This window comes from Bremerella sp. TYQ1, assembly GCF_020150455.1.
Classification (GTDB): Bacteria; Planctomycetota; Planctomycetia; order Pirellulales; family Pirellulaceae; genus Bremerella; species Bremerella volcania_A.
Window position 1 is genome coordinate 4,992,960 of record NZ_CP083740.1, and the last position, 25,704, is coordinate 5,018,663.

The window sequence follows — 25,704 nt, forward strand, 5'->3', positions numbered from 1 at the left end:
GCTCCGTCGTTAAGAAAGCCGTAAGTCGAAACAATGCAGAAATTGATGCTCATCATCCCGACGCTCGATCGCTCGGGCGCCGAGAAACAGCTGACGCTTTTGGCGAAGGGATTGCCGCGCGATCAGTTTGATGTCTCAGTCTGTTGTTTGACGCGAGGAGGGCCGTATAGCGAACAGCTGACATCGTCTGGAATTCCAGTCACCGTGATCGGCAAGAAGCTGAAGATCGATCCGGCCGCGTATTGGCGGCTCAAGAAGCATATCCAAGAGGTCCGACCTGACATCGTTCATACGTGGCTCTTCGCGGCGAACAGCTACGGCCGAAAGGCAGCCCATGCCGCAGGGGTGAAGCACATCTTGTGTGGTGAACGGTGCGTTGATCCTTGGAAGATAACGCACGAACATTTGATCGATCGCTATCTCGATCGGGCGACCAAGAAGATTGTCGTCAACAGTTCTGGGATTGAAGACTTCTATGTAAAGAAGGGACGCGACAAGAGTAAGTTTGTCGTCATTCCTAACGGGATCGACCTAATTGATCCTCAGCCGACGAAAAGCAAAGAAGAACTATGGCGCGAACTTCGCCTGCCAGACAACGCAAAGATGATGCTCAGCGTTGGTCGGCTGTGGCCACAAAAACGAATGAAGGATCTGATTTGGGCGACCGAGATTCTAAAACGCATTCGTGATGATGCATTTCTCGTGATCGTCGGCGATGGCCCGCAACGGGAACGGCTTGAACGTTATACCAAGCAAGTGACGATCGACGACAAAGTGCGAATTGTGGGGCCTCGGACCGATGTATCAGAGCTGATGCGGCATGCCACACTGTTTATGCTTGCCAGTGGTTACGAGGGTCAGTCAAACGCGCTGATGGAAGCGATGGCTATCGGGCTTCCGGTTGCCGTGAGCGATATACCTGGTAATCAAGATTTGGTGAAGCATGACGAGACCGGGTATCTTGTGGGGCTCGGCCAGCGGACCGAGTATTCTCGTTTCGCCAACTTCTTGTTGGAAGATGAAGACCTCCGCAATCGCTTTGCGGAGGCTAGTCGAAAGCGGATTGCCGAACAGTTCAGCATTCAGCAGATGATCGATCGCCACGTCGCTTTGTACCAGAGTTTGTCGTAATTCTAGGGTGTGGCCCCACTTCTGACGAACCGCCCTGCCCCGGTTGTTGTCTCTTTTCACCGGCGGTAGGCTAGTAGGTTTGAATTCTGGCCATCCGTTTGACCCTAAGAAAACTCTGAACGAAGACCATGAGCGATCCCTACTTCCAGAAGCTGTTTGCTGAACGTATTGGTGGCGAAAACTACGGTAAGGGAACCGCGATCTACAAGTTCGAAAAGATCAAACGGGCCAAGCGAAAAGCACTTGCCGACTATCCTGACCGCACGCTGATCGATTTTGGTATCGGTGAAAACGACGAAATGGCCCCGGAATCGGTCCGTAAGGTCATGGGCGAAGAGATCAACAAACCTGAGAATCGCGGCTATGCCGACAATGGTGTTGCTGATTTCAAGAAGGCCGCTGCCGACTTCATGAAGCGATTCTTCGGCGTCGAACTCGATCCGGCAACCGAAGTGAACCACTGCATTGGTTCGAAGACTGCTTTGGCAATGTTGCCGGCTTGCTTTATTAACCCAGGCGATGTTTGCCTGATGACGGTACCAGGTTATCCCGTGGCAGGCACCCACGCCGCTTACTATGGTGGTGCTGTTTACAAGCTTCCTTTGCTTGCCGAGAACGACTTCTTCCCCGATCTCGATGCCATTCCGAGCGAAGTGAAGGAAAAAGCAAAGCTGCTGGTGATTAACTACCCCAACAGCCCAACCGGGAAAGTCGCGACGAAAGCCTTCTACGAAAAAGTCGTGAAGTTCGCCAAGGAAAACAACTTGGTCGTCGTTCAAGACGCGGCGCACACTGTCCTGACGTTCGAAGGCGAACCACTTAGCTTTCTGAGTGTTCCTGGCGCGAAGGATGTCGGCGTCGAAGTTCACTCGCTGTCGAAAGGCTTCGACATGATCGGCTGGCGAATCGGCTGGGTGTGCGGAAACCCACTGCTCGTTCAAGCCTTCAGCGACGTCAAAGACAACTGCGATAGCGGGCAGTTTATTGCCATTCAGAAAGCGGCCGCCGCAGCGTTGGCTAACGACGACATTCCTAAGCAAACTAAGACGAAGTACCAGCGCCGTTTGAAGAAGCTGGTCGACATGCTCAACCGCTGCGGTTTTCAGTGCGAAATGCCCGGCGGAACTTACTTCCTTTACACCAAGAGCCCATCTGGTGTGGAAGGTGGCCCAAGCTTTGCTAACGCCGAGGAAGCTTCGCAGTATCTGATCACAGAAAAGTCGATCTGCACGGTGCCATGGGACGACGCTGGTTCATTCCTGCGTTTCTCCGTCACGTATGTGGCTGCTGATGAAGCAGCGGAAAACGCATTGATGGAAGAGACCGAAAAGCGTTTGAAGCAAATCTCGCTGAAGTTCGACTAAGTTACTGAACGGCAATGGCGTCGGAAAAACTCAGCAATCTTGGGTTTCTGAGTTTTTCCTAGAGCGGCGTTAAGTGTTAGGTCTTGGCCGAAACGGCAAACGTTAATCGAACGATACCACTTGCCCATCCGCTCGGTCGCCGAGTTTGCGGAAGAGATCTTGTTCGATGGTGTAAGGGATAAAGCGGACGCTTCCGTCGACCAGCAATGCATTGAAGCCGCCGTCGTGAGAACTTCCGAATCGGTTTTCTCCATTCCCCGCACCATTAGTATCGGGAAGTGGTTCGTACTCGGTGCGACGAACCGTTTCGTGCGTGATGCCTGGTCCCGATGGTGGTCCGTTCCAGCCCGACGTGTAGCCGTAAATGTCCCCTTCCTGCGAAGCGGAAGTCCCCAGCATATTCAGATTAACTCGCTTTTCGCCGACCATCAGCGTATTGCTGGTTCCATCGGTTACCGACGAAAAGTTGAACAATTGCTTCCGCGGGCCGACGCTTGATCCGGACGAGGTATCGCCACACGTGCCGACAAAGTTACGTGATAAGACTCCAGTTCCTTCCTGGTTGCCGCCGGCGTAATCGATCTGGGCCCTAGCCACTTGATGAAACGCGGTGCCGTGGGTGCCGGTGGGGCTCCAGCACATGGGAATCAGCTTCGAGGGATCGGTCGCCGGTGAGCGTCGGCTTGGGCAGAAATACTCTTGAATCGGGACGCTCATTGTAAACAACGAGGACTCAAGTTCCGTTCCACCTGGTTTGCCATCATGAACATTGCCATGCTCTAGATAGGGCAGAATCTGAAATGCCCAGCAAGCGGCCTGCTTATCGAGCATGCCGGGGCGACCACCGTTAAAGCTGACACCAACTTGCTGTGCGTAACCGCCGGTCGGAAAAGCGTTGTAGGTGTCGGTATGGTTATGCCAAGCTAATCCGATCTGCTTGAGCTGATTGACGCATTGCGTTCGCCGGGCCGATTCGCGAGCTCTTTGGACCGCCGGAAGGAGCAACCCAATCAAGATTCCGATAATCGCGATCACCACCAATAGCTCTACCAGGGTAAAAGCAACACGGCTGGCTGATTTCAAGTTGCAGAGAGCACGGGGCATAGGGGATGGTCGTAGCGATAAAGCGGTTTAGCAGGGTGATTTCATCATCTCAAGGTACCCGTGCGGGTGGTTTTTGGCAAATCATTCTTCCCTTCCGGTTGCTCGACGCAACTTGTTGTGCTGAAGAGAATTCCGCCAACGGCTTAGCAACGGTGACCTATATTTTTTAACGAATTGGGCCCTGGGTTGGTTTCTTGAGTTCGCGGTGAAAAGGCAATTGTTGTGGCAGGCGGTGATTCGATAACGACGGGAGTCCCGAAGACACTTAGTGCGGACAACCCAGCGCCAGGCAACATCAGCGTTGTCGGGCAGATGGTTGCCAGGGCGCAACAGCTGTATTCGCTTCCGACAGTGGCCATGGAAGTACTTAAGCTTACCGCAAACGAACATGCCACTGTGGTGCAAATCAAGGAATGCATTCAGCGCGACCCGGCGATGACCGTAAAAATCCTTAAGGTGGTCAACAGCCCTTTGTTCGGTCTTTCAGGGCAAGTATCGGATTTGAATCAGGCACTTGCTTTGCTGGGGATCAAGCCGCTAAAGTTGCTTGTCCTTGGTTTCAGCTTGCCGAAAGCCATGCTGCAGGGAATCGAGGCGGAAGTCCTTGCCCAGTATTGGCAGTTTGCGCTAACCAAGGCGGTCGCCGCCCGGGAGATCGCCAGGCTTCAAGGGAAGAACTATGGCGACGAAGCATTCATTGCCGGGTTGTTGTCCGAGATCGGGACGCTAGTGCTGCTACAGGATTTGGGCGATGCCTATGCAAACTTTGCCAACAAGGTACTGCAGGAAGAAGCTGATCTCTCGGAAATGGAGTGGGAGACGCTCGGCTTCGATCACAACATTCTAGGGTGTCGTCTGCTGCAGAGTTGGAATTTGCCGGAGGCTTTAGTGCAAGTCGTCCGTGAAGGACATCCTTCTTCCGGAATTGAATTTGAGAAACTTACTGGGCAATCGACGACCCTTCGCTTGGCCCACAACTTAGCGGAAGTCTTGGCGCACCATCGACTCAGCTTGATGCCAAAGTTTCTAGAGCAGTTGACTTCAACGACCCACCATAATTCAGATACCGTCGATCATTTGGTGGTCGAGATTCAAGAGAAGCTGTACCAGTTGGCAAGCGTTCTTTCGGTGTCACTGCCGGAAGGAATGGACTATTGCGAGATCGTGGCCCAAGCCTATTCGCAGCTTTCGCTGCTCGCTGAAGACGCTGCGGCTCCGTTGGCATTGGGAGAGCGATCGGTGAACGATCGAATGTTGGAATCTTCCGAAACCCAGGGTCTGATCGAGTCGATGAAGAACCTCGTTGAGAACGGTCCCAGCAACGAGCAGCACGGCAAGAGGCCCGCAGCGGAGCCAGACAACGAAGAAGAACCAATTGATCCAATTTTGCCAGACTCGAAGCTGTTGGCTGAACTGGCAATGTCGATGCAGCGCTGCCGGCAGCATCGCTGCGAATTTTCGATGGCGTTGATCAAGTTAAATCGCTTCGAAGAATTTTTGGTCACCGCAGGGGTCGAGGAACTGGATCGATGGCGCCAGTTAGTCTCCGTAATTGTCGATCGACTGAGTGACGGTCTCGGGCGTGTGATGCCGTGCGGAGATATGAGTCTGGCCATTCTGCTAGACGACCACGATCGTCATCAGACGGTTACGTTGGTTCGGCAGATACTCGAGCTAGTCACTTCGTGGTCGATACGCCAGGAGAGCCATCACGGCTTGCAGCTTTCGATCGCTGGCGGCGTGGCTTCCGCATGCGTTCCTCCCATGAGTCTTCCTCCGCAAGAGATTTTCCAGGCAGCGAAACGTTGCATGCTGGCCGCTTCCAAAGGTGGCGGAAATGCGATTAAGAGTATCGAAGTTTTCTAGGCAGCTGCGGTATGCTTGCTGGGCCTTTTCAGTGAGATCGAGGCGCTAACCTTTACCATTTCCAGATGGAACTATAGGCTTTAGGAGAATCTGGGCAGGGCAAATTGCACGGTCTGCCTTCTTCCGCGATCGAGTGGAACTCAGTTACCCTTGCCGAAATGAACGAATCGATGGAATCCCGCTCCGACGACCAGGCTCCTTCGCAGGAGACTTCTACTACGGAAGAACGGCCCACGATGTGGGAGCGTGATTCGGTTGAATTCTCGTCCCAAGCTCGTCGCTATGTCGAGGCTCCCCCTCGCCAGCGGCGCGTGCGACTTCCGGTGATTCTATTCATTGCTACATGCCTCTCGACGTTCTTAGTGGGGATGACGCACTGGGAGCCTGTCGAAGCGATGATCAAGTTGTTTGCCTGGTCCGATCCGGCGACGCTTGGAGTTCCGCGAGCATTCGATCCCTATTTATCAAGTCCTGCCGCAGAGATGCGGCGCGATTTAATGCAGTACGCAGCTGGTTGGAAGAGCGGCTTTCTGTATATGGCGGCCATGCTCGGGATTTTGTTTGCCCACGAAATGGGGCACTTCCTGATGGCTTTGCGTTATCGAGTGCCGGCCAGTTTGCCCTACTTCATTCCGGTACCGATTTCACCGATCGGAACCTTTGGGGCCGTGATCGGAATGGATGGAATGCGAGCCAATCGGAAACAATTGTTCGACATCGGTTTAGCTGGCCCACTTGCTGGCCTGGTCGTCGCGGTACCGGTGCTCTGGTATGGCGTTTCGCAGATGGATTTGTCTGCTCCTGGAACCGGCGCTTTCAAGCTCGATTTGCCTTTGGCGATGGCCTGGATGATGCAGTGGTTTGATGTGCCTGGGTATGAAGATGGAATGTACATCAATCAAAGCCAGCTCAATCCATTCTTTATGGCAGGCTGGGTGGGACTATTGGTGACCGGGTTGAATATGATTCCTGTCAGCCAGTTGGATGGTGGCCATGTGACGTACACGTTGTTTGGCAAGAAAGCCCACTGGATTGCCAGAGCGTTCCTAGTCGTCGCCGTTGGGTTCATCATTACCTACGGCGCATATAACTGGAGTTTGATGCTGATTTTGGTCATTCTCATGCGTCCCGATCATCCACCCACAAGCGACGATAGTGTGCCGATCGGATGGTTCCGGTACGCACTCGGAACCGCCTCGCTGACGATCCCCCTGCTCTGCTTCCCGCCGATGGCGATCGTGGCCGCTTAGTCTATTTGTTTCAGACGCTGCAAAATTTCGGCAGTGATCGGGCGTTTGGCGTCCCAGAAAATCCAGGCGTTAAAGAAGTCTTGCACTTCAGGGCTGTTCAGCCGTGAGGCCGCCTTGGTCGCTTCTCGCTTGGTACGAAACGACAGGAAGTAAGTCGTGTCATCAAGCATCGTCGGGCGGCCATCTTGTGGCCCGACCACGCGAAACGATAGCCGCTTGTGAAGTGCCGAGATGGCGACTTTCCACTTGGCGAAGGAGTATTCGCCGATGCCAAAGATCGAAAAGGGAGGTCTGCCGCGATAAATGGAGCTCTTGCGTGCCGCCAAGCGGCTTTCATGCTTTTGGAGATAGTTCCAAGTGCGTGGGGCGATCGACTTAATCTTGGAAGTATCTTCGCCTGTGTGCGATTGAGGGACAATCAGGAACTGATCGGTCTGTTCCGTTTCCCCTCGATAAACCGCACCTGCCGGAAGAAGTGGGTACAGAAAGTCGGTCTCGAGCTGGACCGTTTCTCCCAGTCCGTTCATCAGCGAACGGCCTACCCGGCGCAACTGCATCACGTCGCGACAGTCATGCTTGATGCCGCTTCTCCATCGCTTGGTCGCTTCGGAAGCTAAGAGGTGTTGTCGACGATCAAGGGCACAGCGGTCAGCAATGAGCTGACCGCCATACATTCCAAGCGTCGAGTCAGGCTGTGTCTGGTCGAGCGAAGAGTAGACATGGCATTCAGTTTTTGCGATTCCAGGCGTGATGCTGCATGTCATTAGGCACGCATCGACGGATGCACCGAAGTGTTGTCGTGAATCGATTTGCCGAATCGAGCAGTTTCCGATCGCCTGCCCTGACTTCCAGGCATGTTGCAAAACTTTCCGTGCAACGGCCGTTTTACAGAGCATGGCCAACGTGCCGCCATGCTTGAGCATCGTCTCCAGGAGATGAGTCATCATCCACTGCGAGATGTCAAAATTGGCTTTGCCGGTCTTGGCCGCAATGCCGCGGTCGTTTTGAAAGTTTGTTTTGCGAGGGAGATTTCCGCTGTCGAGCGTTCCTAGTTGAGAGTTGGTGACCCACGGAGGGTTTCCCAGGACGAGAAGCTTGCCTGGATACTTGCCGAGGATTTTGTCCCAGCTTTGTTGAAAGAAGTCTGCTTGGACGAGATCGACTTTGCCTGACACGTTTGCCAGACGCGAGCGTGCGGCGGCAACATATTGACGGTTCCATTCACGCCCAACGAGTGAGTTCACGTTCGGGAAAACGTGTGAGGCTGCTTCTAAAAAGTAGCCTTGCCCGCAGGTGGGTTCGACCACGACCTCGGGGCAGATGCCTTCCATCGCCAGGCAGCGGCAGACGGCTTCAGCAAGTTCAGGCGGAGTTTGAAAGTCGCCGAACTCGGTTTTTTGGCGACTTTTGACACGAATCATGGGATGCGTCGAGGCTGAATGAATGCAAAGAATTCGAATTTCGCGTCAGTCTAAGCCTTTCGCGAAATTCGAACCATGGCAATTTTCAGCCGTAACGCCTTAAAACTACGCAACTTGTGGCCGACCGGAGGTCAATTGCGGCTCGATCAGGTCCTCTTTGGCGATAACGACCAAGCCAGATGGTGTGACGGTAAACCCACGTCGGCGATCCAAATCAAGATCGAAGCCAATCTGTGTTTCCGGTGGAATCGAGACTCCCTTGTCGATGATGGCTCGGCGGATTTGGCTATGTCGCCCAACCGAAACTCCCTCGAACAAAATGGAATCTTGAACTGACGTAAAGCTGTTCACGCGAACTCGAGGGCCGAGAATACTGCGTTCAACTTCTCCGCCAGAGATAATCGATCCACCGCATACCACACTGTCGACCGCATAGCCGCGACGTGTGGGGTCGTTCTCGCCGCCAAACACAAACTTCGGTGGCGGAACGTTCGGTTGATAGGTTCTCAGCGGCCAATCTTCGTCGTAGATATTCAGCTGAGGATCTACCGACACCAAGTCCATATTCGCTTCGTAGTACGCATCCAGCGTGCCGACGTCTCGCCAGTATGCATCCTGCTTACGGTTTTCGTCGCGGAATGGAAATGCATAAACCTGATGCGTATCAATGATCGACGGAATGATGTTTCGTCCGAAGTCATGGGCGCTGGTTCGATTGGTTGCATCTTGGCAAAGCTGCTCGAATAGGAACGATGCATTGAACACGTAGATACCCATCGAGGCGAGGCAGTGCTCGTTGTCGCCGGGGATGGTCTTTGGCTCGGCCGGTTTCTCTTCAAAGCCTAGGATTTTCTGTTCGCGATCGATCTGCATCACGCCGAACGACTTGGCTTCGTCGACCGTCGTCTTCAACGCTCCGATCGTCAAGTCGGCGCCATTGTCGATATGGAAATCGAGCATCGAGGCGTAGTTCATCTTGTAAATATGATCGCCTGCGAGGATGACGACATACTTGGGACGATGCTTTTCAATCGCGTAAATGTTCTGATAGACAGCATCCGCAGTGCCTTGGTACCACTGCTCGTCGATTCGCTGCTGGGGTGGAACGACGTCGATGCATTCACCCAGTTCACGACAAAAGTATCGTTGCCAACCGACGTTGATGTGTCGGTCAAGGCTTTGGGCTTTGTATTGCGTCAACAGTTGGATCTGCCGAAAGCCACTGTTCAAACAGTTCGAGAGGGCGAAATCGATAATGCGATAAACGCCACCGAAAGGGACCGCTGGCTTGGCCCGGTCACGTGTCAACGGTTCCAGACGCGAACCCTTGCCGCCGGCAAGGATCACGGTGAGTACGTTCTCCATCCGTTGCGTACCTCCGCTATGATAGGGGTGTGAAGAGAGGCATAGGAAGCTTGGGGCGGGCCTCCGAGGTGTCTGACGCATTCTATCGGCTTTGCCCAACCGTCAAAACAAAAAAATGAAGCCAACTCCCCCACAGTTTGTGCGATCTGAAAGCTTGTCGTGACGGCCATGACGGTTAGTTCGCCCGTGAACCGAATTCGCCTGAGAAATGTCTTGCAGTTCGGAGAGTCAGCCTGGCACTTACTTAAAGGACGAGAATGAACCCTTCCGAGAAATCATCGGTCGAAGAAATACGTACCCGATTCGATAGCGACGTCGAGCGTTTTTCAAACCTTGAAACGGGGCAATCTGCCACTATGGATGCTCCGCTTGTTCTCGATCTCGTCACGCGAGTGGCTGCTGCACAACGCCCCGATGCGAATGCTGTCCTCGATATCGGCTGTGGAGCTGGCAACTACACGTTGAAACTGCTCGAGAAAATGCCAGGCATGGACTGCACACTGGTTGATTTGAGTCAGCCGATGCTTGATCGAGCACGCGGCCGTGTCGGTGCCAGTTCTGCCGGACAAGTGACAACGCTGCAAGCAGACATTCGTAACGTCGATTTGCCTGACGAGACTTTCGATGTCGTTATGGCGGCAGCAGTGCTTCATCACCTGCGTAGCGACAGCGAGTGGCACGATGTCTTTGCGAAGATCCATCGAGCCATGAGGCCAGGCGGTATCTTTTTGGTCAACGATCTCGTCACGCAGGATGTGCCCGCCGCAGGCAAAGTCCAGTGGCAACGCTATGGCGAGTATCTGATCGATCTGCGCGACGATGAATATCGGCAGACCGTCTTCGACTATATCGAAAAAGAGGACACCCCGAAGAGCGTCCTCTTTCAATTAGATGTATGCCGCGACGTCGGCTTTCGTCAGGTCGAACTCTTGCACTTGAACGCGTGCTTTGGAGCCTACTGCGCGGTGAAGTGAATCTAGCTACACCATGCCGATTGAGGTGTCGTATGGACTTGGGCATCCTTTCCCGTCGTGAGCTTGGCGATCTTGTCTTCAACTTGGCTGACACTCGCCGCATCAGGATGAAATTGGAGGCCTAAGTCGATCTCGTACGTCGCGCCCGGAGCGATCTTAAGCACGCGACCGTTCTTTTCTTCGAAGGATCGAGGATTGGGGAAGTTGGTGGCTGGTTCTAGTCCGGTAACATATCCATCCGCCTCTGCGGCAGTGTTCTTCCAGACAACGAAACAAGGTAGCTGCTTGATGTTGAAGTGGACCGAAACGCCTTGGTCTCCTTGGGCGTTCTTCAACAAAGCACAGGTATTGCCATTCTCATCCGCAGCTAACTCCATGAAATAAACCTGTTCGACATAGCCAGCGGTCGGGCCCTCGTATGTGTTCCAGGTATCAATGTCGGTCGCTGCATGATCGTTGCGTGGGCATAGTTGAGTTACCGGGCAAACAACGGACGCCCCTTCTCCAAGGATCGGTGTTCCCAAGTTGATGTGATAAAGCATCTGGGCCGTGCTCTCTTGAGCGGCACGGTTAACGATCCGATCGCGAATTCGGAACCCTTTTTCTCCAGCCTTGGTGCGAATCTCTGTTTCCAACGCCACGTTATAGCAGAGAAAACGAGTCTCACGCACTTCGCCCCGAATACACAGCTCGCCCTCTTCGGAGACTTCGACGACAACGTCTTCGGTCGGTTGATTAGCGATGCGTCCATGCAATCCGTAATTGAGTCGCCCTGAATCCTGATCGAATTCCGGAGCCCCGTTGCTTTCCAGGCCGCAGCGTACGATCAATTCATCCATGCCATCGAGCCAGCCCAAACCACTGGGATCGGAAAGCGGTACGAACTGCGGATGGACAGGACCTTCAACAGGCGAATCCCACCCGATTCGGGTCTCACCACATTTGGCCTGATGGATGCCCATTCCACGCGTTGGAATTGTGGTGAAAGAGAAGTCGCCATTCTGGACAGTTAACAGTTCCACGCCATCTCGACGACCATGAAACATCCGCGTATGTGTGACGCTGAGCCCATGCTGTCTTGCCAATTTCAGAAAAGGGGCCGGCTGTTGATAGGGGGAGGTGACATCGTACTCACTGAGGACCCATCGATTGCTCATGTTGCACTTTCCTATTAGGCATTTCTGGACAGGTTTTAGGCGCTAACGGACAGGATGCCGCTACCATACGCGTGCTAGGTGTGAATTTCCAGCACAGAAGGGTTTATTTAGGCACGCATTTACTTGTCACACGAATAAAACTTGTTAAAACAATCGCTTTCCCTTGACGGCTCAGAGGCCACCATGGTCTGCACAAATTTTGCCGTCGTGTGTCATTGGGCACCATGTTCCCACCGCATTATGCTACCACACCGGAGTAACGGACCGAGATGATCGAAAATATTGTCAAAGGGGATAGCATCGCCAAAATCTTGGACGGTGCTTTGGATGCTGGCGAAGGTTTGTTGCGACTCTCGCCGAACTGGGTTCCAAGAAGCTTTCTACACCCGGGCAAGCGTATCAAGTTGCATCCGAACGATTGGTATGCCTACGGTGCTCATCGCGGCGGGATCGACGAACGTTGGTTTGCATCGACCACCGACGCAGCCAACGAAGGCCGCGTTTGGTACGAAGGCCAAAGCTTCATTCTGCACGAAGGTCAGCACTTCCTCTTGAAAGATGCTGTTGAAGAGCAAGGCAAACGCTTGATCGGCGACGCCATGTTCAGCAAGTACAATCGCTGGCCTGTTTACTCGAAGTTCTTCGACAACATGGGGCCAATCCCGCATCACTTCCATCAACGTCAGGAAGATGCGGCGCTTGTCGGCCAGGAAGGTAAGCCGGAAAGCTACTACTATCCGCCGCAGCTCAATAACGTCGACAACAACTTCGCTTACACGTTTATGGGCCTGACGCCGGACACCACGAAGGCTCAAGTTCGTAAGTGTTTGGAAGATTGGAGCAAGGGTGACAATGGGATCCTTTACCTTTCGCAGGCCCATCGCTTGAAGCGTGGCACCGGCTGGCTGATTCCTCCGGGCGTTCTGCATGCTCCAGGTTCGCTTTGCACCTACGAACCACAGTGGGGTAGCGACGTGTTCGGGATGTTCCAGTCCTTAGTAGAAGGTCGCGAAGTGCCGTGGTCGCTGCTGGTCAAAGACATGCCGGAAGAAAAGCACCAAGACCTGGACTTCATTCTCGGCCAATTGGACTGGGAAAAGAACGTTGATCCTGACTTTAAGGGTAGCAACTACCTGGAGCCAATTGTCGACGAGTCGCGCAGTGGCGACGGCTATGAAGACAAATGGATTGTCTACGGCACGATTGAAAGCGAGCAGCTGTTCAGCGCGAAAGAACTGACCTTGCAGCCAGGTGCTAAGTGCACGCTGAAAGAAGAAGCTGCCAGCGGTTGGATTACCGTTCAGGGTAGCGGGCGCATGGGCAAGCTGAACCTGCAAACGCCGGCCATGATTCGCTTCGGTGCGACAACCGAGGACGAAGTCTTCATCTCGCATGAAGCTGCTTCGGCAGGTGTCGAAATCGAAAACACCGGCAGCGAACCACTCGTCGGTCTCCGCTACTTCGGCCCACACGCCCACGCCACCATCCCGGCGGTCGGCGAATTCCGTAAGTAGTTCGGCCTATAAGTATTCTCCTCTCTGTGAGCTCTCAATGAATCTAGTGGCTAACGTACTTGGAAGATTGTTAGCCACAGAGGACACAGAGATCACAGAGAAGGGGTTAGGTGCCGAACATGGGCGATGAACTTACGAAAGCAATTATTGGTGCAGCTATCGAAGTTCATCGCGTGTTAGGACCAGGGCTACTCGAAACGATTTACGAAGAAGCCCTTTGTCACGAGTTAACGTTGCGAGGAATTTCAACGCAACGCCAAGTCGAAGTTGCCATTGCCTACAAGGGAATGGTGATTCGAGGCCAAAAGTTGGATATCCTGGTCGAGAACGAAGTCATCGTGGAACTAAAATCGGTTGCCAAGCTTCCCGAAGTGGCAACTGCTCAGACCTTGTCATATTTGAAAGCCGCGAAATTGAAACGAGCGCTGCTACTCAACTTCGGCGCTAAGAAATTGATAGACGGAATAAAACGCATCTCTCTGTGACCTCTGTGTGCTCTGTGGCTTGTTTTCTTAGAAAGAACGCTTGGCCGCCAAGAACTTAGAGCGTTATCGAGGGAGGATTGATTTGAAAATCCCGTAGCCCAAGATCTTCTCGGAGCCTCTCATGAATTCACATCCCAATGCATCCCCGAAACTTCACAACGCCATGTGGCCTGGTTTGGTTGGTAAGGAAGAAGGGACCGATCATCCGCCGATCAGCTTGGAACGCATGTTGGAGTTGACCGCAAATGCGGAAGTGGATGGCATCAAGTACGACGGGATCGATTACTTTCTCTTTCACCCCCACACCGACCCGGATGCTTCAGATGATGAATTGAAGCGAATTGCCGACTTGGTCGCCTCGCATAACTTAGCGATCGGTTCGCTGGTCGCTCCGATTTGGCCAGGCACCGTCGGTGGGCCAGCCATGGGAACCGAAGAAGAACGATCGAATTTCGTGCTGGCGGTGAAGAAGGCTTGCCGCATCGCGAAGATCTTCAACGAGCATGGCGTTCGACAATATGGCTGCATCCGGATCGACTCAGCCAGTGGTGTCGAAGATTGGTCAAAGGATCCTGAAGCCAACACCAAGCTGATCGCTGAAACGTTCAAAGAAGCAGGCAAAGTCGCCGCCGACAATGGCGAGCGATTGGCGGCAGAAGGGGAAATCTGTTGGGGGGCAATGCACTCCTGGAAAGACATGCTGAACCTCTTGGAAGCGGTTGGCATGCCGGGCACCGTCGGTTTTCAGGCCGACTTGGCTCACACTTATCTCTACTTGCTTGGCTATAACGCTCCACAGCACGCCTTGCTGAAGGAAGGTTACACCGAAGAAGAGTTCTGGGCCGCGTACACGGAAATGACGACTGCGTTGCGTCCTTGGACGATCGACTTCCATGTGGCTCAGAACGACGGAAGCGTCCACGGTACCGGGTCGCATGACAAGACCGGTCGTCACTGTCCTGCCGACGATCCCAACGGCAAACTTGATATCGTCAATTGCAGTAAGTACTGGCTCGAAGGCGCTCAAGACCGCGGGATCAAACACATCTGCTGGGATGGCTGCATGTTCCCGAACGAAATGCTTGAGAAGCAGGAAACCTGGAACACGATCCTTGATGTCATGATCAAAGTTCGTGACCAGTGTGGTTGGAATTAAGGCTCGCCGAATAACTCACCTAACACCCCTCGCGAATCCACTTCGCGTTTATCTACTGGGAGATTACCAACATGGCAAAGAAACCTCTTCGCATCGGCTTGGTCGGTTACGGCTTTATGGGACGGACGCACTCCAATGGTTACAAACGTGTGCCAGACTTCTTTCCAGAGCTGGAATACCAGCCCGTTTTGAAAGCTGTTTGTGGTCGTAGCGAAGACAAAACCAAAGCCTTCGCCGAGCAGTGGGGCTACGAGTCGTACGAAACCGATTGGGAAAAGCTGATCGCCCGCGACGATATCGACGCCATCGACATCTGTACGCCTAACGACACCCACGGCCCAATTTCGATTGCTGCTGCGAAGGCTGGCAAAATGGTGCTGTGCGAAAAGCCGATTGGCATGAGCACGGCCGAAGGGGAAGAGATGGTCAAAGCGGTGGAAGACGCCGGCGTGGCGAACACCATCTTCTACAACTATCGTCGAATTCCTGCAGTGACGCTGGCTAAGAACATCATCGATAGCGGCAGGCTCGGACGAATCTTCCACTATCGCGCCAACTTCCTGCAAGACTGGACGATCAACGCCGACGTGCCCCAAGGGGGCGCTGGACTATGGCGATTGGATGCGGCTTCGGCGGGCTCTGGCGTGACTGGTGACCTTCTGGCTCACTGTATCGACACGGCACTCTGGCTTAACGGCAGCATCAAGGATGTGAACGCGGTGACGGAAACGTTCGTCAAAGAGCGTCTGCACAGCGGAACCGGTAAGAAAGAGCCAGTCAAAATTGACGACGCTTGTTCGTTCTTCTGCCACTTCGAGAATGGTTCGCTCGGTTTGTTCGAGTCGACTCGCTACGCTCGTGGGCACAAGGCGTTGTATACCTTCGAGATCAACGGCGAGAATGCTTCGATCCGCTGGGATCTGCACGACCTACACCGCTTAGAGTACTTCGATCATGCCGACGAAGGAGAAGTCCGCGGCTGGCGCTCGATCCATGTGACCGACGGCGAGCACCCCTACATGGATCACTGGTGGGTCCCCGGTCTGAATGTCGGTTACGAACACAGCTTCGTCCACCATGTGGCCGACTTCTTGAAGAGCGTCGAAGAAGGGAAGCCGTGTGAGCCAACTTTCCGTAGTGCATTGGAAACCCAAAAGGTTTGCGATGCCGTGCTTTCGAGTGCCGCGGACCGAGCTTGGAAAGACATTTAGTTCCTTGCGTCGTCGAGATAACCCACTAGGGAAAGGGTGCCAGGGTACCCTTTCCCTTTTTCGTTTCTGGGCAAAGATAAACGCATGAACTACTTCGCCCATGGAAGACCGTTTGTCGATCAGCCCTATTTCCTCGCAGGTACTGCAGTGCCTGATTGGCTGAACGTTGTCGATCGCAAGTGCCGAGCCCGCTCGAAAAAGGCTCTGCCACTGTGTGACGCCGACGATCCGCTCGTCGCTCAGATTGCCGCTGGGATCGTTCAGCATCATGCCGACGACGATTGGTTTCATCGAACCGAAGAATTTAACCGGCTGCAGTGGGATTTCACGAAGCGAATCCGTGATTTCCTGGGTAAAGACAGCGGAATGCGACCCAGTTTTCTGGGACACATTTTGGTGGAACTATTGCTCGACTCGGTGTTGATGGAAGATCATCCCGAGGAGCTAAATGCCTATTATTTAGCACTCAGCAACGTCGACGGAGGGCTCGTGCAACGAACCGTCGAGCGAATTGCCGAGCGTCCAGCCGACCGATTAGATTGGTTCATCGGCCGCTTTGTCGAGGTGCGATTTTTAGAGGATTATCCAGACGACGAAAAACTGCTTTACCGGTTGAATCAGGTCATGCAGCGCGTCAAACTACCAGCTTTGCCGGACACATTCGGTCAGCTCTTGCCGGAGCTTCGCCGTGACGTTCGAGCCTCATCCGCGGCTTTGCTGACCGCGCATTCCACGTAACTGCCCCTCTGTATTTTCATAAATGTTCAGGAGACCCCGTCGATGAAATTTGGCATGAACTTGTTGCTTTGGTCTGGCGATCCCGATGACAGCCTTTTGCCGGTCATCGAAGAATTGAAGGCCATTGGTTACGACGGGGTAGAGATTCCGCTTTTCAATCTCGACGTCGACAAATGGACCAAGTACGGCGAAAAGATCAAAGCCATGGATCTGAAGTGTACTGCCGTGACGGTTCGCAATGAAGAAGACAATCCCATCGGCTCCGATGCGGCCGTGCGAGCTAAAGGTGTCGAACTGAATAAGAAAACGCTCGACTGCTGTGCCGCCCTGGGGGCTGAAACTCTGGTGGGGCCGTACCATTCGGCGATCGGTATCTTCAGTGGTGCCGGCCCAACGGAAGACGAATGGAAATGGGGCGTCGATTCGATGCGCCAAGTCGCCGAACATGCTGGAGATGTCAACGTAATGCTGGGCGTCGAAGCATTGAATCGCTTTGAAACCTACTTGCTCAACACGCACAAAGACTCGGCTCGATTTGTGCGTGAAGTCGATCATCCGAACTGCAAGATGATGTACGACACATTCCACGCAAACATCGAAGAAGCAGATTTTGCCCAGGCCATTCGCGATTGTTCCGACGTTTTGCATCACGTGCATATCTCGGAAAACAACCGCGCTACGCCAGGAAGTGGCCATGTCGATTTCGACACCAACTTCGATACGCTCAAGGAAGTGGGCTACGACGGCTGGATGGTGGTGGAAGCATTTGGTTTGGCTTTGCCTGAAATCGCTGCTGCGACCAAGATCTGGCGAAAGATGTTCGAGACTGAACTACAGCTTGCCAAAGATGGTCTCGCGTTCATGAAGCAAGAAGTTGCCAAACGCTGGTAAAACATCGCCCATCGCATTCAATGAAAAGGCCACGTTCACGCGTGGTCTTTTTTTATTTCCAATGGTGAATCCGCTGGTCGGTTTCATCTTGGTTTCTCGCGTATCGATCGATATAGTTCCGTTATGACCGATGACGAAGAACAGTTCGATCTTTCCGCCATGTTCGCCGACGATGCTGACGACGGGGGACTTTCGTTGGAGCGATTGTCGGAGACCTATGCCGAGGCGCTCGGTAATCGGCCTGCTCCGTTCCAGGAAGAAAAGCCGGAAGAGGAAGACGAAACTTCGGAAGAAGAATCGACCGCCGAGGCGGTTTCTCGCTTGGCGGATGAAGCGGAAGCGGATGACCCTTGCGAGCTTTCTCCGACGACCATTCTGGAATCGATCTTGTTTGTCGGCAACGCGTCGAATGACAAGCTAACCGCTGAGAAAGCAGCGTCTGTGATGCGAGGCGTGCAAGCCGACGAGATCGATGACTTGGTCGCTCAGCTCAATCGCAAGTACGAAGCCGAAGGATGTCCCTACGAGATAACCGCCGTTGGTGGAACCTATCGGATGGCGTTGCGAGACGAGTTTCGGCCGCTACGTGAAAAGTTCTACGGCAAAGTAAGAGAAGCGAAACTCTCGCAGCCGGCGATCGATGTGTTGTCGCTTGTCGCTTACAACCAAGGAGCAACGCGGGAAGAAGTCGACGAGATGCGCAGCAAGCCGAGTGGCCCTATTCTGACGCAGTTAGTCCGCCGTCGATTGCTTCGCGTACAGCCAGACCCCGAAGAAAAACGGGTCAAACGATACACGACTACCGAACGCTTTTTGCAGCTGTTCGGGCTGACTTCCCTGGATGATTTGCCTCAACCACAGAGTCTAGACGATTAAATTCGTGTTCTTAACTTATTGCCAGCAAATAGGTTGCGGTGAGAAAGCCCATTGACGGCTGACGAGCTCACATCTGCTTGGTACAATGCGACCCATCGATTTTGAGGGGCACAAGTTGCCCCTATTCGCACTTCCGCGATACTTAGTGAGTGTTGCTTGGCGGAGGGCCTTAGCCGTTTTCGCCATCGAAGTGATTCGTCCCCCTACCCCAGGTTTGGCATGAGCCGTCGTTCGCATCTCGCGCGACTTCGCCAACAATCTCCGCTGATTCTGCCATCGGTGCTATCGTGCGACTTTAGCGATATGCGCGGTGAGGTAGAGAGGCTGGAAGCAGCTGGCGTGCAAGCACTTCATTTGGACGTGATGGACGGAAATTTCGTCCCTAACATCACTTACGGAATGCCCATTGTCGCCGCGTTTCGCAAGTTGTCACAACTTCCGCTCGACGTCCATTTGATGATCGAGAATCCGGAGCGTTACATCCGACAGTTCTATGAGGCGGGCGCGGATATCATTACCGTCCACGAAGAAGCGACTGGATCGGAAACGGCCAGGGTTCTGCAAGAGATCAAAGATCTTGGTTGCGGAGCCGGCGTGACGATCAATCCCGACATTCCTGTCGAGCGAGTCATGCCCTTTGTGGACACAGCGGACTTGATACTGATCATGAGTGTGAATGCAGGATTTGGCGGACAAAAGTTCAATCCTGTCGCGTTGGAGAAACTCGAAGCTCTGCGAAAAGTGGCCCCGCCGGAACTTCTTTTGGAAGTTGACGGCGGCGTGAACCTGGAAACGGTTCAAGCATGCACGGACGCGGGAGCTGACCTTCTGGTAATAGGATCAGCGATTTTCAATCAATCGGATTACGGCGAAGCGATCGACCAGCTTTATCGCACTGCCCAAGTTTCGACCTAATTGAGAACAGCTTGCCATGTTACGCATAGTGCTCGTCCGACCAGGGCAGACCGAATATGACTTTCAGGGTCGTATTCGTAGCCGTTTAGCGATGCCGTTGACTGAAGAGGGTACTCGCCAAGCGTCGGAAATGGTTCATCAACTTCAGGCTTTGCAGATCGAAGCCATCTACTGTGGCCCTTGTCAGGCATGTCAGCAGACGGCGGACGAATTTGCAAAGGCTCTCGGCAAACGAGTCCGTCAAATGGACTGTTTGACCAATTTGAACGCCGGATTATGGCAAGGGAAGCTGATCACTGAGGTGAAGCAGAACCAGCCGACGGTGTACCGCTTGTGGCAGGAAAACCCAGAGGCGGTCTGTCCCCCCCAAGGGGAGACTTTGGGCGAGGTGCGCTTGCGTGTCCAGAACGCCCTAGACAAGATATGGAAAAAGCATCAAAAAGGCGAAGGCAACGTGATTGTGGTCGCCCCAGAACCTCTGGCATCCATCATTCGCAGCGAGATCCTGCAGACCGACTTCGGTGATTTGTGGCAAGCTGAACGCCGATGTGGATGGTGGGAATTGATCCAGTATGAAAAAAACGCAGTCGTCTCCAAAGTCTAAGTCGAGCAAGAAAGCGTCGACCGACACCATGGAAACTACCTCTCCGACTAATCCCCTCGTCGAGGAATCGAACATGGCATCCGTCTCTTCGGATCTAGTCTCGCAAACTGAAGAATCGGGCAAACCCAAAAAGCGTGGCGTGCCAGAAGGCCTCTGGCAACGCTGTCCTGGGTGTCAGGCCGTTATTTTCCGCAAGCAAGCCGAACAGCAGCAAGGCGTTTGCCCGGAGTGCGATTATCACTGGACCATCTCGGCCCAGCAGCGCATCGAACAGGTCTTAGACACCGGCACGTTCGAGGAATGGGATACCAACCTGGAATCGCTCGATCCGCTCGGATTCAAGGACAAAAAGTCGTACGCCGACCGTCTCATTGCCGAGCAAAAGCGTACCGGCCTGCGAGAAGCCGCTTTGACCGGTTGCGGCATGATCCGTGCTCGACGTGTCGCCATCGGTGTGACCGACAGTGCTTTTATCATGGGTAGCATGGGCAGCGTGGTCGGCGAAAAGCTGACCCGGTTGATCGAACGAGCCACGGCTCAAGATCTGCCGTTGATTATCATTAGCGGTTCCGGGGGTGGAGCTCGTATGCACGAGGGCATTTTGTCCCTGATGCAAATGGCTAAAACAACCGCTGCTTTGGCGAAATTTCACGAAGCTGGTGGTTTGTTTATCTCGGTCCTGACCAACCCTACGATGGGCGGCGTGGCGGCCAGCTTCGCTTCCTTGGGTGACTTGATCTTCGCCGAACCGAAGGCCCTTGTGGGTTTTGCCGGTCCGCGTACGATCAAAGCGACCATCCGCATCGACTTACCGGAAGGCTTCCAGACGAGCGAATTCCTCCTCGATCATGGTTTCGTCGACCGAATCGTTCCGCGGAACAAGCTGAAGTTGGAGATCGCTCGGGCGATCGACTACTGCGGCAAATAGCCTGATAACGTCCTCTCGCTTCGGCGGCACGTTCCAGGAAGGTGTCTCTTGTGCCGCTTTGCATGCCAGCTTAAAGTGGGGTGAGAGGCACCGGAACAGTCAGGCTAATACGACCCAATCGACGTCAAAAGGACGTTCGATGCGCTATTTCGTAGCGCGGAATCCGTTCAGGGGCCTAAATTTGAAGTACGTTTTCAAGTTTGACCCCTGATTGCGTGAGTTCCCTTCTCCGATGAGTCTGCTCAAGAAGTTCAAGTCGCTCTTTGCCGGCCAACAACGGCTCGATATCGCCTCGCGATTTCAGATCCTCAAAGAGGCGGTCTCCGGCACCATGAGCGAATTCTACAAGGTTCGCGAGCACTCCACCGGGCAGACGCTTGGGCTGAAGATCCTCGATCTGGAAAAGCAGCAGTTCTTCGATTCCCGTTTCCAGGGCCTTTCCCGGCCGAAGGAAGGGGAAATCGCCATGTCGCTTACCCATCCTTGCATCGTTCGTACGCTCGAGCACGGCATGGTTACCTCGGGGCAGCAGTACGTCCTGATGGAGTTTCTCGAAGGCAAGGGGCTCAATTCGCTGATTGTCGACCGAGACCCCATGCTCGAAGGTAAGCAGCTCTTGCTGCTGCGGCAAATGGCCGATGCGTTGGCCTGCGTCCACGAGGCCGGCTATATCCACCGCGATATTTGCCCGCGTAACTTCATTGCGGCCCCTGACTGCCGTTCCTGTAAGCTGATCGACTTCGGCCTTACGCTGCCGGCCAAGCCAGAGTTCATGGCACCTGGCAACCGCACAGGAACCCCTAACTACATGGCTCCGGAAATCGTTCGCCGGCGACCCACCGACCAACGCGTCGATATCTTCTCGCTTGGCGTAACTGCTTTCCGATTATTGGTTTACGAATTGCCTTGGGCCAGCGTAGAAGGAACCGGACGCGATGCGTTGACCCACGATACGATGCCGCCGGGCAACATCTTCGACCATCGGCCGAAGCTCAATCAGGATCTCGGCAAGTTGATCATGTCCTGTATCGAGCGAGATCCGCGGAATCGGCCGGAAACGGCTCGGGACCTGCTTAACGCACTGCAGCGAATCAAATCGGTCGACGCGTAACTGGTAGATTGTAGCCGTAGAAACGGCTCATTCGGCGGGTTGGTTACGGCTTGACGGCCCTGGGGGCTCTGGTATCATGATGCGTTTCCCCTTGATCCGAAATAGTCGCCTAGGCGATCAAATACCTGGCGGATCGGACGTTTTCCGCCTGATAAACGCATAACGCAGGAGAGTTACCGTGACCATCGATAAAAGCCTGAAAGTGAAACGGGGCGGTATTTCGACCCGTAGTGTGCTCAAGCGTACCGAACGTATCGCTCAAATGAAGGCCCAGGGCAAGTTCGACGAAGAGAGCCAATCGCCTATCGGTCTGCCCAAGACCAAGGTCATCAAGATCTCGATGAAGAAGAAGAAGAAGGTCAAAGAAGAAGACGCGAAGAAATAGTCGCGACGCTGACCACATCCGATCAAAAGAAAGCCTTGGCTCAACCGCCGAGGCTTTTTTGTGCGCTTGGGGGCGTGAAAAGTGGGTTGTGAAAGAACGGCCGCGAGACTTGATCGTCAGCCTACGAAAAATGTGTCCAAGGCCCAAACGCTTTTCAGGCAGGGGCGAATTCCCCGAGAGTTACGCCCCGGCCGCTTGCGCAAGTGCCGCATTCTTGCGAATTGGGACGTTCAAGCTAGGGGCATGCTTGAGCACCAGGCCATGTATGCGATAAGTAAAGTGCGTGAATACTTTGTTGATACTTGTGCAATAAAAATTTATAATAGAGGGCAATCCCGATTCGCAGCGCTCCGGCTGGTTTGAAGACGTTTGTCGAGATCGCCTCGCTTCCTTATTTTGGCCGGAACACCCACTCTAGCCGGCACCAATCGTTCATCTCGCTGAGTAAGTCTTCCGTGCTGGTGTAGTCGCGGTCCGGCACCAGGTGACCTCCCACGGCAACATGCACGTCATCGGTCGTCCAGGGCCAAGGGGATGTCAGGAAGGTGCCATCTCCTTGCGGCTCGACTGTCAGTGGAGCTTCGCCAGGCGTTTCTTCGAAGGTGTGCGTTTCGGTTCGGTGATCGAGGCAAAGCCATAGGCTGAACCAATCGAAGAACCGTAACTGCCGGATTGCCAGTTTTACTTCGTGATCGTCGCACAACGGATGTCTTGATTCCCAGTTGTCGCGCCACGTGTCGCACAGCTCTTCGTACTTGTGGATGAATCGCTGCCCTGCTTCGCTCTCGGCTGAATGGCTATGTTCCCGGAGCATCATGAAATGCTCGGCAATCAAGTACTGAGCGAAGGGGCTGATGCGACCGGCCCATTCAATCGAGTGAGTCCAAATTGCGTGCGAATCGTCCGCAGGGGAATCAAGAAACGAGACCGGGCGTTTCGTTTCTGGATCGATTGGAGGAGACTTGTCGACAGGAATCCAACCGTCGTCATGATGGAAAATGGCTGGCCAAACGACTTCTGGATGCACCAGCGGTTGGAACGGCCCGTTGCCCCAATGCGAGGCCAAGTCGCCGGAAAGAGCCGCATGGATCGATTGCGGAATCAGAAACAGCGCCGACTCGTCGGGCGAGATCTTATAAGGGCGAACAATCACGGCGGGGCCTTTCAAGGAAGCAGCGAAGGGAGGACAGCCCCGCGAGCGAGTGTGCGCTCGTACGACCGCCAAACCCACTCTTGTACCCTCTCCCTTCCCAACGGAAAGGGATGGGGTGAGGGTTGCGAATCTGGTACCACCGATGCCCCTTCACCCTGACCCTTTCCCCGCGGACGGTGGAGAGGGGACTAAGCGGAGCATGCCTGCGTCTTCCAGGCGTAGTACCTGATTTTAATTGTACCCAACCGCCGCATGGGCTTAGCGTTTTTGGACCGCTTTGATTTTGGCGGAGATTCGTTTGGGCTCTTCCGAGTCGTCCGATTTCGCGACACTATTTTTTTCGTCGGTGTCGGCGATGTTCGGTTTCGGAGCGTCGATCAGATCGAAGCCGCTCATGAACGAGCGATCGGCCTGGCCGAATTTTTCGGCCAGACTGGTCTCGTAGGTGAAGACGATCGAGTAGCGGCGACCGCTGTCATCGGACACCAGGTAATAGATCCACGTGATCGGCATCTTGTTGGCCGAGCCGATGGCAGTGACACGAAGTTCACGTAGGCCTTGCGAGTTGACCGACTGGCTGGCATCGATCACTTTGCCGAGTCGATCGTTCAATGCCTTTTTGACGTCGGCTTCGAAGCCTTCAATCGTCATCTGTTCGCCTGGCTTCAAGTTGGTCAAGCGGTTCACGTTGGCTTGGGCCAACAGCTCGCCATCTTGAACCATGCGGAAAACGGTTTGCTTCGGGGTTTCCGCCATGGCAAACCAATCTCGTTGGTGCAGCAAACGGAAGCCAGCTTCTTCGCCAGCGAACGAAAGCATTTCGCTGCCATGGTTGGCTTGCAGATCGATCTTGGCCAGGCTGACGTCGGTAAGTTCGTCGGCAGGGCCCTCGGTGGCCGAAATCTGGGTGCGAACGACGGCCGTGACATCAAAGCCAGGAATCGCATGGCCGATGCTGCGGTCTTCTTTGATCGATGCCGCGAACCAAGTAATTGCTCGGTGACGCGTGTCGAAGTTGATGCGGGCCTTCAATTCAATCTCGGTGGCGACCCCTTGGATCGCTCCGGAAACCGTACCTTCTAAGGAGATTTTAGCGATTCCGGAAGCGTCGACTTCGGTCAGCGTGGCAATGACCTGCTGGCTGTTGATGGCATCGATGCCTAAGGCTTGGGCGAGGGCCTGGTTGCTGGGCGACCACTCTTGCTCGACAGCGACCGGTTCCGTGGGCAGAAGCTTGCCTAGAACGCCAGGGTTGCCGGGAACGCTGATCATCTCCAGCTCTTCGCGCGTCAGCGAATACTGAGGGCTGAACATAAGGGGCCGGTCGCCGCTGGTATCAACGGAGATCAGTCGCTTAACGGTAGGCAACTTGTCGCTAACCGGTTTGTCGTTGACGGTCGATTCGGTTTCTGCCGTTTCATACAAGCGAACTGCGGTGGAAGGGCCCAGGATTCGCTCAAAAGCGATGTACTTTCCTTCCAGCGACATCGGGAATTTGCGGACCTTCTTCCCATCGGGATTGATCCGCATGGTCCCTTCGACTTTCAGCTGGGTCTGGATTTGCCGGGTTTTCGCCTGCAGTTTCTCCGTCAGCTCGTAGCTATCGGCAGCGGAAAGAGGAGCGGCCAGGCAGAGTGTCAAAATGGCAGCCGTAATGGACAGTTTGTGGCAGAACAACGGGTTTCCGTAAATTCGCGTAACGAATATTGCCTGGCAAGCATCGAAAAACATGGCAGCGGCCTAGGAATGAGAGTCTCTCGTTAAAAGCAGAAATCGCTATATACGGAAGAATCGTCAATCCTGGAGGGCATGTTGAAGGAAAGTTGCTTCTGCGGTTTTGATCCACAGAGACTAATTTGACATTCCCGCCGTAAACCTATACGAACTGCGGAAATGACACGACCATTGGCATGCGATTCGCAACACCTCTTCAGGCATTGACTTACGACGATTGCCTGCCAGGCCTCAAGGCCCCCGAAGTGGTGGATTTTGAGAATTTCATGAACAAATGAGCAACCAAACGGGTCATTTCCTCGTATAAGGTCATAGATAAAGGTTGGTTTGCAGGCTAATAGTTCATTAGTTTAGTTGGCAATCCAACCGAA

The 25,704-nt window shown here is 53.9% G+C and carries 23 protein-coding genes; 17 read left to right on the plus strand and 6 right to left on the minus strand.

Annotation, left to right across the window (positions count from 1 at the left end):
- Positions 1 to 45 precede the first annotated feature (45 nt).
- Entirely contained in the window at positions 46 to 1,131 is a 1,086-nt protein-coding gene (locus LA756_RS20275) for a glycosyltransferase (protein WP_224436553.1), read from the plus strand.
- 128 nt (positions 1,132 to 1,259) lie between these two features.
- Positions 1,260 to 2,495: an LL-diaminopimelate aminotransferase gene (locus LA756_RS20280; protein WP_224436554.1), complete on the plus strand. Its 1,236-nt coding sequence runs from the start codon at positions 1,260 to 1,262 to the stop codon at positions 2,493 to 2,495.
- A 102-nt stretch (positions 2,496 to 2,597) separates the two neighbouring features.
- Here the strand turns inward: LA756_RS20280 and LA756_RS20285 are convergent, their stop codons facing one another.
- Positions 2,598 to 3,599: a DUF1559 domain-containing protein gene (locus LA756_RS20285; protein WP_224436555.1), complete on the minus strand. Its 1,002-nt coding sequence runs from the start codon at positions 3,597 to 3,599 to the stop codon at positions 2,598 to 2,600.
- Between the two features lie 222 nt (positions 3,600 to 3,821).
- Between LA756_RS20285 and LA756_RS20290 the strand changes: the two genes are divergently transcribed.
- Positions 3,822 to 5,465, plus strand: coding sequence for an HDOD domain-containing protein (locus tag LA756_RS20290; RefSeq protein ID WP_224436556.1), 1,644 nt, complete (start codon positions 3,822 to 3,824; stop codon positions 5,463 to 5,465).
- Positions 5,466 to 5,635: 170 nt separating this feature from the next.
- Positions 5,636 to 6,715, plus strand: coding sequence for a site-2 protease family protein (locus LA756_RS20295; protein WP_224436557.1), 1,080 nt, complete (start codon positions 5,636 to 5,638; stop codon positions 6,713 to 6,715).
- On the opposite strand, the gene LA756_RS20300 is transcribed toward LA756_RS20295, so the two are convergent.
- Entirely contained in the window at positions 6,712 to 8,136 is a 1,425-nt protein-coding gene (locus LA756_RS20300; protein ID WP_224436558.1) for a hypothetical protein, read from the minus strand. The two genes, LA756_RS20295 and LA756_RS20300, sit on opposite strands and share 4 nt — an antisense overlap.
- 105 nt (positions 8,137 to 8,241) lie before the next feature.
- Positions 8,242 to 9,501, minus strand: coding sequence for a glucose-1-phosphate adenylyltransferase (glgC, locus tag LA756_RS20305; protein ID WP_224436559.1), 1,260 nt, complete (start codon positions 9,499 to 9,501; stop codon positions 8,242 to 8,244).
- 257 nt (positions 9,502 to 9,758) lie between these two features.
- Here glgC and LA756_RS20310 point away from each other — a divergent pair, with 257 nt between their 5' ends.
- Positions 9,759 to 10,475: a trans-aconitate 2-methyltransferase gene (locus tag LA756_RS20310; protein WP_224436560.1), complete on the plus strand. Its 717-nt coding sequence runs from the start codon at positions 9,759 to 9,761 to the stop codon at positions 10,473 to 10,475.
- A gap of 2 nt (positions 10,476 to 10,477) precedes the next feature.
- On the opposite strand, the gene LA756_RS20315 is transcribed toward LA756_RS20310, so the two are convergent.
- Entirely contained in the window at positions 10,478 to 11,632 is a 1,155-nt protein-coding gene (locus LA756_RS20315) for an aldose 1-epimerase family protein (RefSeq protein ID WP_224436561.1), read from the minus strand.
- Positions 11,633 to 11,901: 269 nt separating this feature from the next.
- Here LA756_RS20315 and LA756_RS20320 point away from each other — a divergent pair, with 269 nt between their 5' ends.
- From LA756_RS20320 to LA756_RS20375, 12 genes are all read left to right on the plus strand, one after another.
- A complete protein-coding gene (locus LA756_RS20320; protein WP_224436562.1) occupies positions 11,902 to 13,146 on the plus strand; it encodes a hypothetical protein in 1,245 nt (414 codons plus the stop codon).
- Positions 13,147 to 13,265: 119 nt separating this feature from the next.
- Positions 13,266 to 13,631 (plus strand): GxxExxY protein, encoded by a 366-nt coding sequence (locus LA756_RS20325; RefSeq protein ID WP_224436563.1) that lies wholly within the window; start codon positions 13,266 to 13,268, stop codon positions 13,629 to 13,631.
- 121 nt (positions 13,632 to 13,752) lie between these two features.
- Positions 13,753 to 14,787, plus strand: a complete 1,035-nt coding sequence (locus LA756_RS20330; protein WP_224436564.1) for a sugar phosphate isomerase/epimerase — start codon at positions 13,753 to 13,755, stop codon at positions 14,785 to 14,787.
- 71 nt (positions 14,788 to 14,858) lie between these two features.
- Positions 14,859 to 15,998, plus strand: a complete 1,140-nt coding sequence (locus tag LA756_RS20335) for a Gfo/Idh/MocA family protein (RefSeq protein ID WP_224436565.1) — start codon at positions 14,859 to 14,861, stop codon at positions 15,996 to 15,998.
- An 84-nt stretch (positions 15,999 to 16,082) separates the two neighbouring features.
- Positions 16,083 to 16,736 carry a hypothetical protein gene (locus LA756_RS20340; RefSeq protein ID WP_224436566.1) on the plus strand — a complete coding sequence of 218 codons (654 nt, stop codon included), beginning with the start codon at positions 16,083 to 16,085 and terminating at the stop codon, positions 16,734 to 16,736.
- A gap of 42 nt (positions 16,737 to 16,778) precedes the next feature.
- Positions 16,779 to 17,627 (plus strand): sugar phosphate isomerase/epimerase, encoded by an 849-nt coding sequence (locus tag LA756_RS20345; RefSeq protein WP_224436567.1) that lies wholly within the window; start codon positions 16,779 to 16,781, stop codon positions 17,625 to 17,627.
- 123 nt (positions 17,628 to 17,750) lie between these two features.
- Complete coding sequence (locus LA756_RS20350) at positions 17,751 to 18,503, plus strand: SMC-Scp complex subunit ScpB (RefSeq protein ID WP_224436568.1); 753 nt, start codon at positions 17,751 to 17,753, stop codon at positions 18,501 to 18,503.
- 219 nt (positions 18,504 to 18,722) lie between these two features.
- Positions 18,723 to 19,418, plus strand: coding sequence for a ribulose-phosphate 3-epimerase (rpe, locus tag LA756_RS20355; protein WP_224436569.1), 696 nt, complete (start codon positions 18,723 to 18,725; stop codon positions 19,416 to 19,418).
- A 16-nt stretch (positions 19,419 to 19,434) separates the two neighbouring features.
- A complete protein-coding gene (locus LA756_RS20360) occupies positions 19,435 to 20,022 on the plus strand; it encodes a histidine phosphatase family protein (RefSeq protein WP_224436570.1) in 588 nt (195 codons plus the stop codon).
- A gap of 28 nt (positions 20,023 to 20,050) precedes the next feature.
- Complete coding sequence (gene accD, locus LA756_RS20365) at positions 20,051 to 20,950, plus strand: acetyl-CoA carboxylase, carboxyltransferase subunit beta (protein ID WP_224440413.1); 900 nt, start codon at positions 20,051 to 20,053, stop codon at positions 20,948 to 20,950.
- A 232-nt stretch (positions 20,951 to 21,182) separates the two neighbouring features.
- A complete protein-coding gene (locus tag LA756_RS20370) occupies positions 21,183 to 22,061 on the plus strand; it encodes a serine/threonine-protein kinase (RefSeq protein ID WP_224436571.1) in 879 nt (292 codons plus the stop codon).
- A gap of 178 nt (positions 22,062 to 22,239) precedes the next feature.
- Positions 22,240 to 22,446, plus strand: a complete 207-nt coding sequence (locus LA756_RS20375) for a small basic protein (RefSeq protein ID WP_224436572.1) — start codon at positions 22,240 to 22,242, stop codon at positions 22,444 to 22,446.
- 391 nt (positions 22,447 to 22,837) lie between these two features.
- On the opposite strand, the gene LA756_RS20380 is transcribed toward LA756_RS20375, so the two are convergent.
- Both LA756_RS20380 and LA756_RS20385 read right to left on the minus strand, forming a co-directional pair.
- Positions 22,838 to 23,599, minus strand: coding sequence for a DUF3891 family protein (locus LA756_RS20380; RefSeq protein WP_224436573.1), 762 nt, complete (start codon positions 23,597 to 23,599; stop codon positions 22,838 to 22,840).
- A gap of 258 nt (positions 23,600 to 23,857) precedes the next feature.
- The gene (locus LA756_RS20385; protein WP_224436574.1) at positions 23,858 to 25,330 is read right to left on the minus strand and encodes a hypothetical protein; all 1,473 of its coding nucleotides are present in this window, start codon (positions 25,328 to 25,330) and stop codon (positions 23,858 to 23,860) included.
- Positions 25,331 to 25,704: the final 374 nt, after the last annotated feature.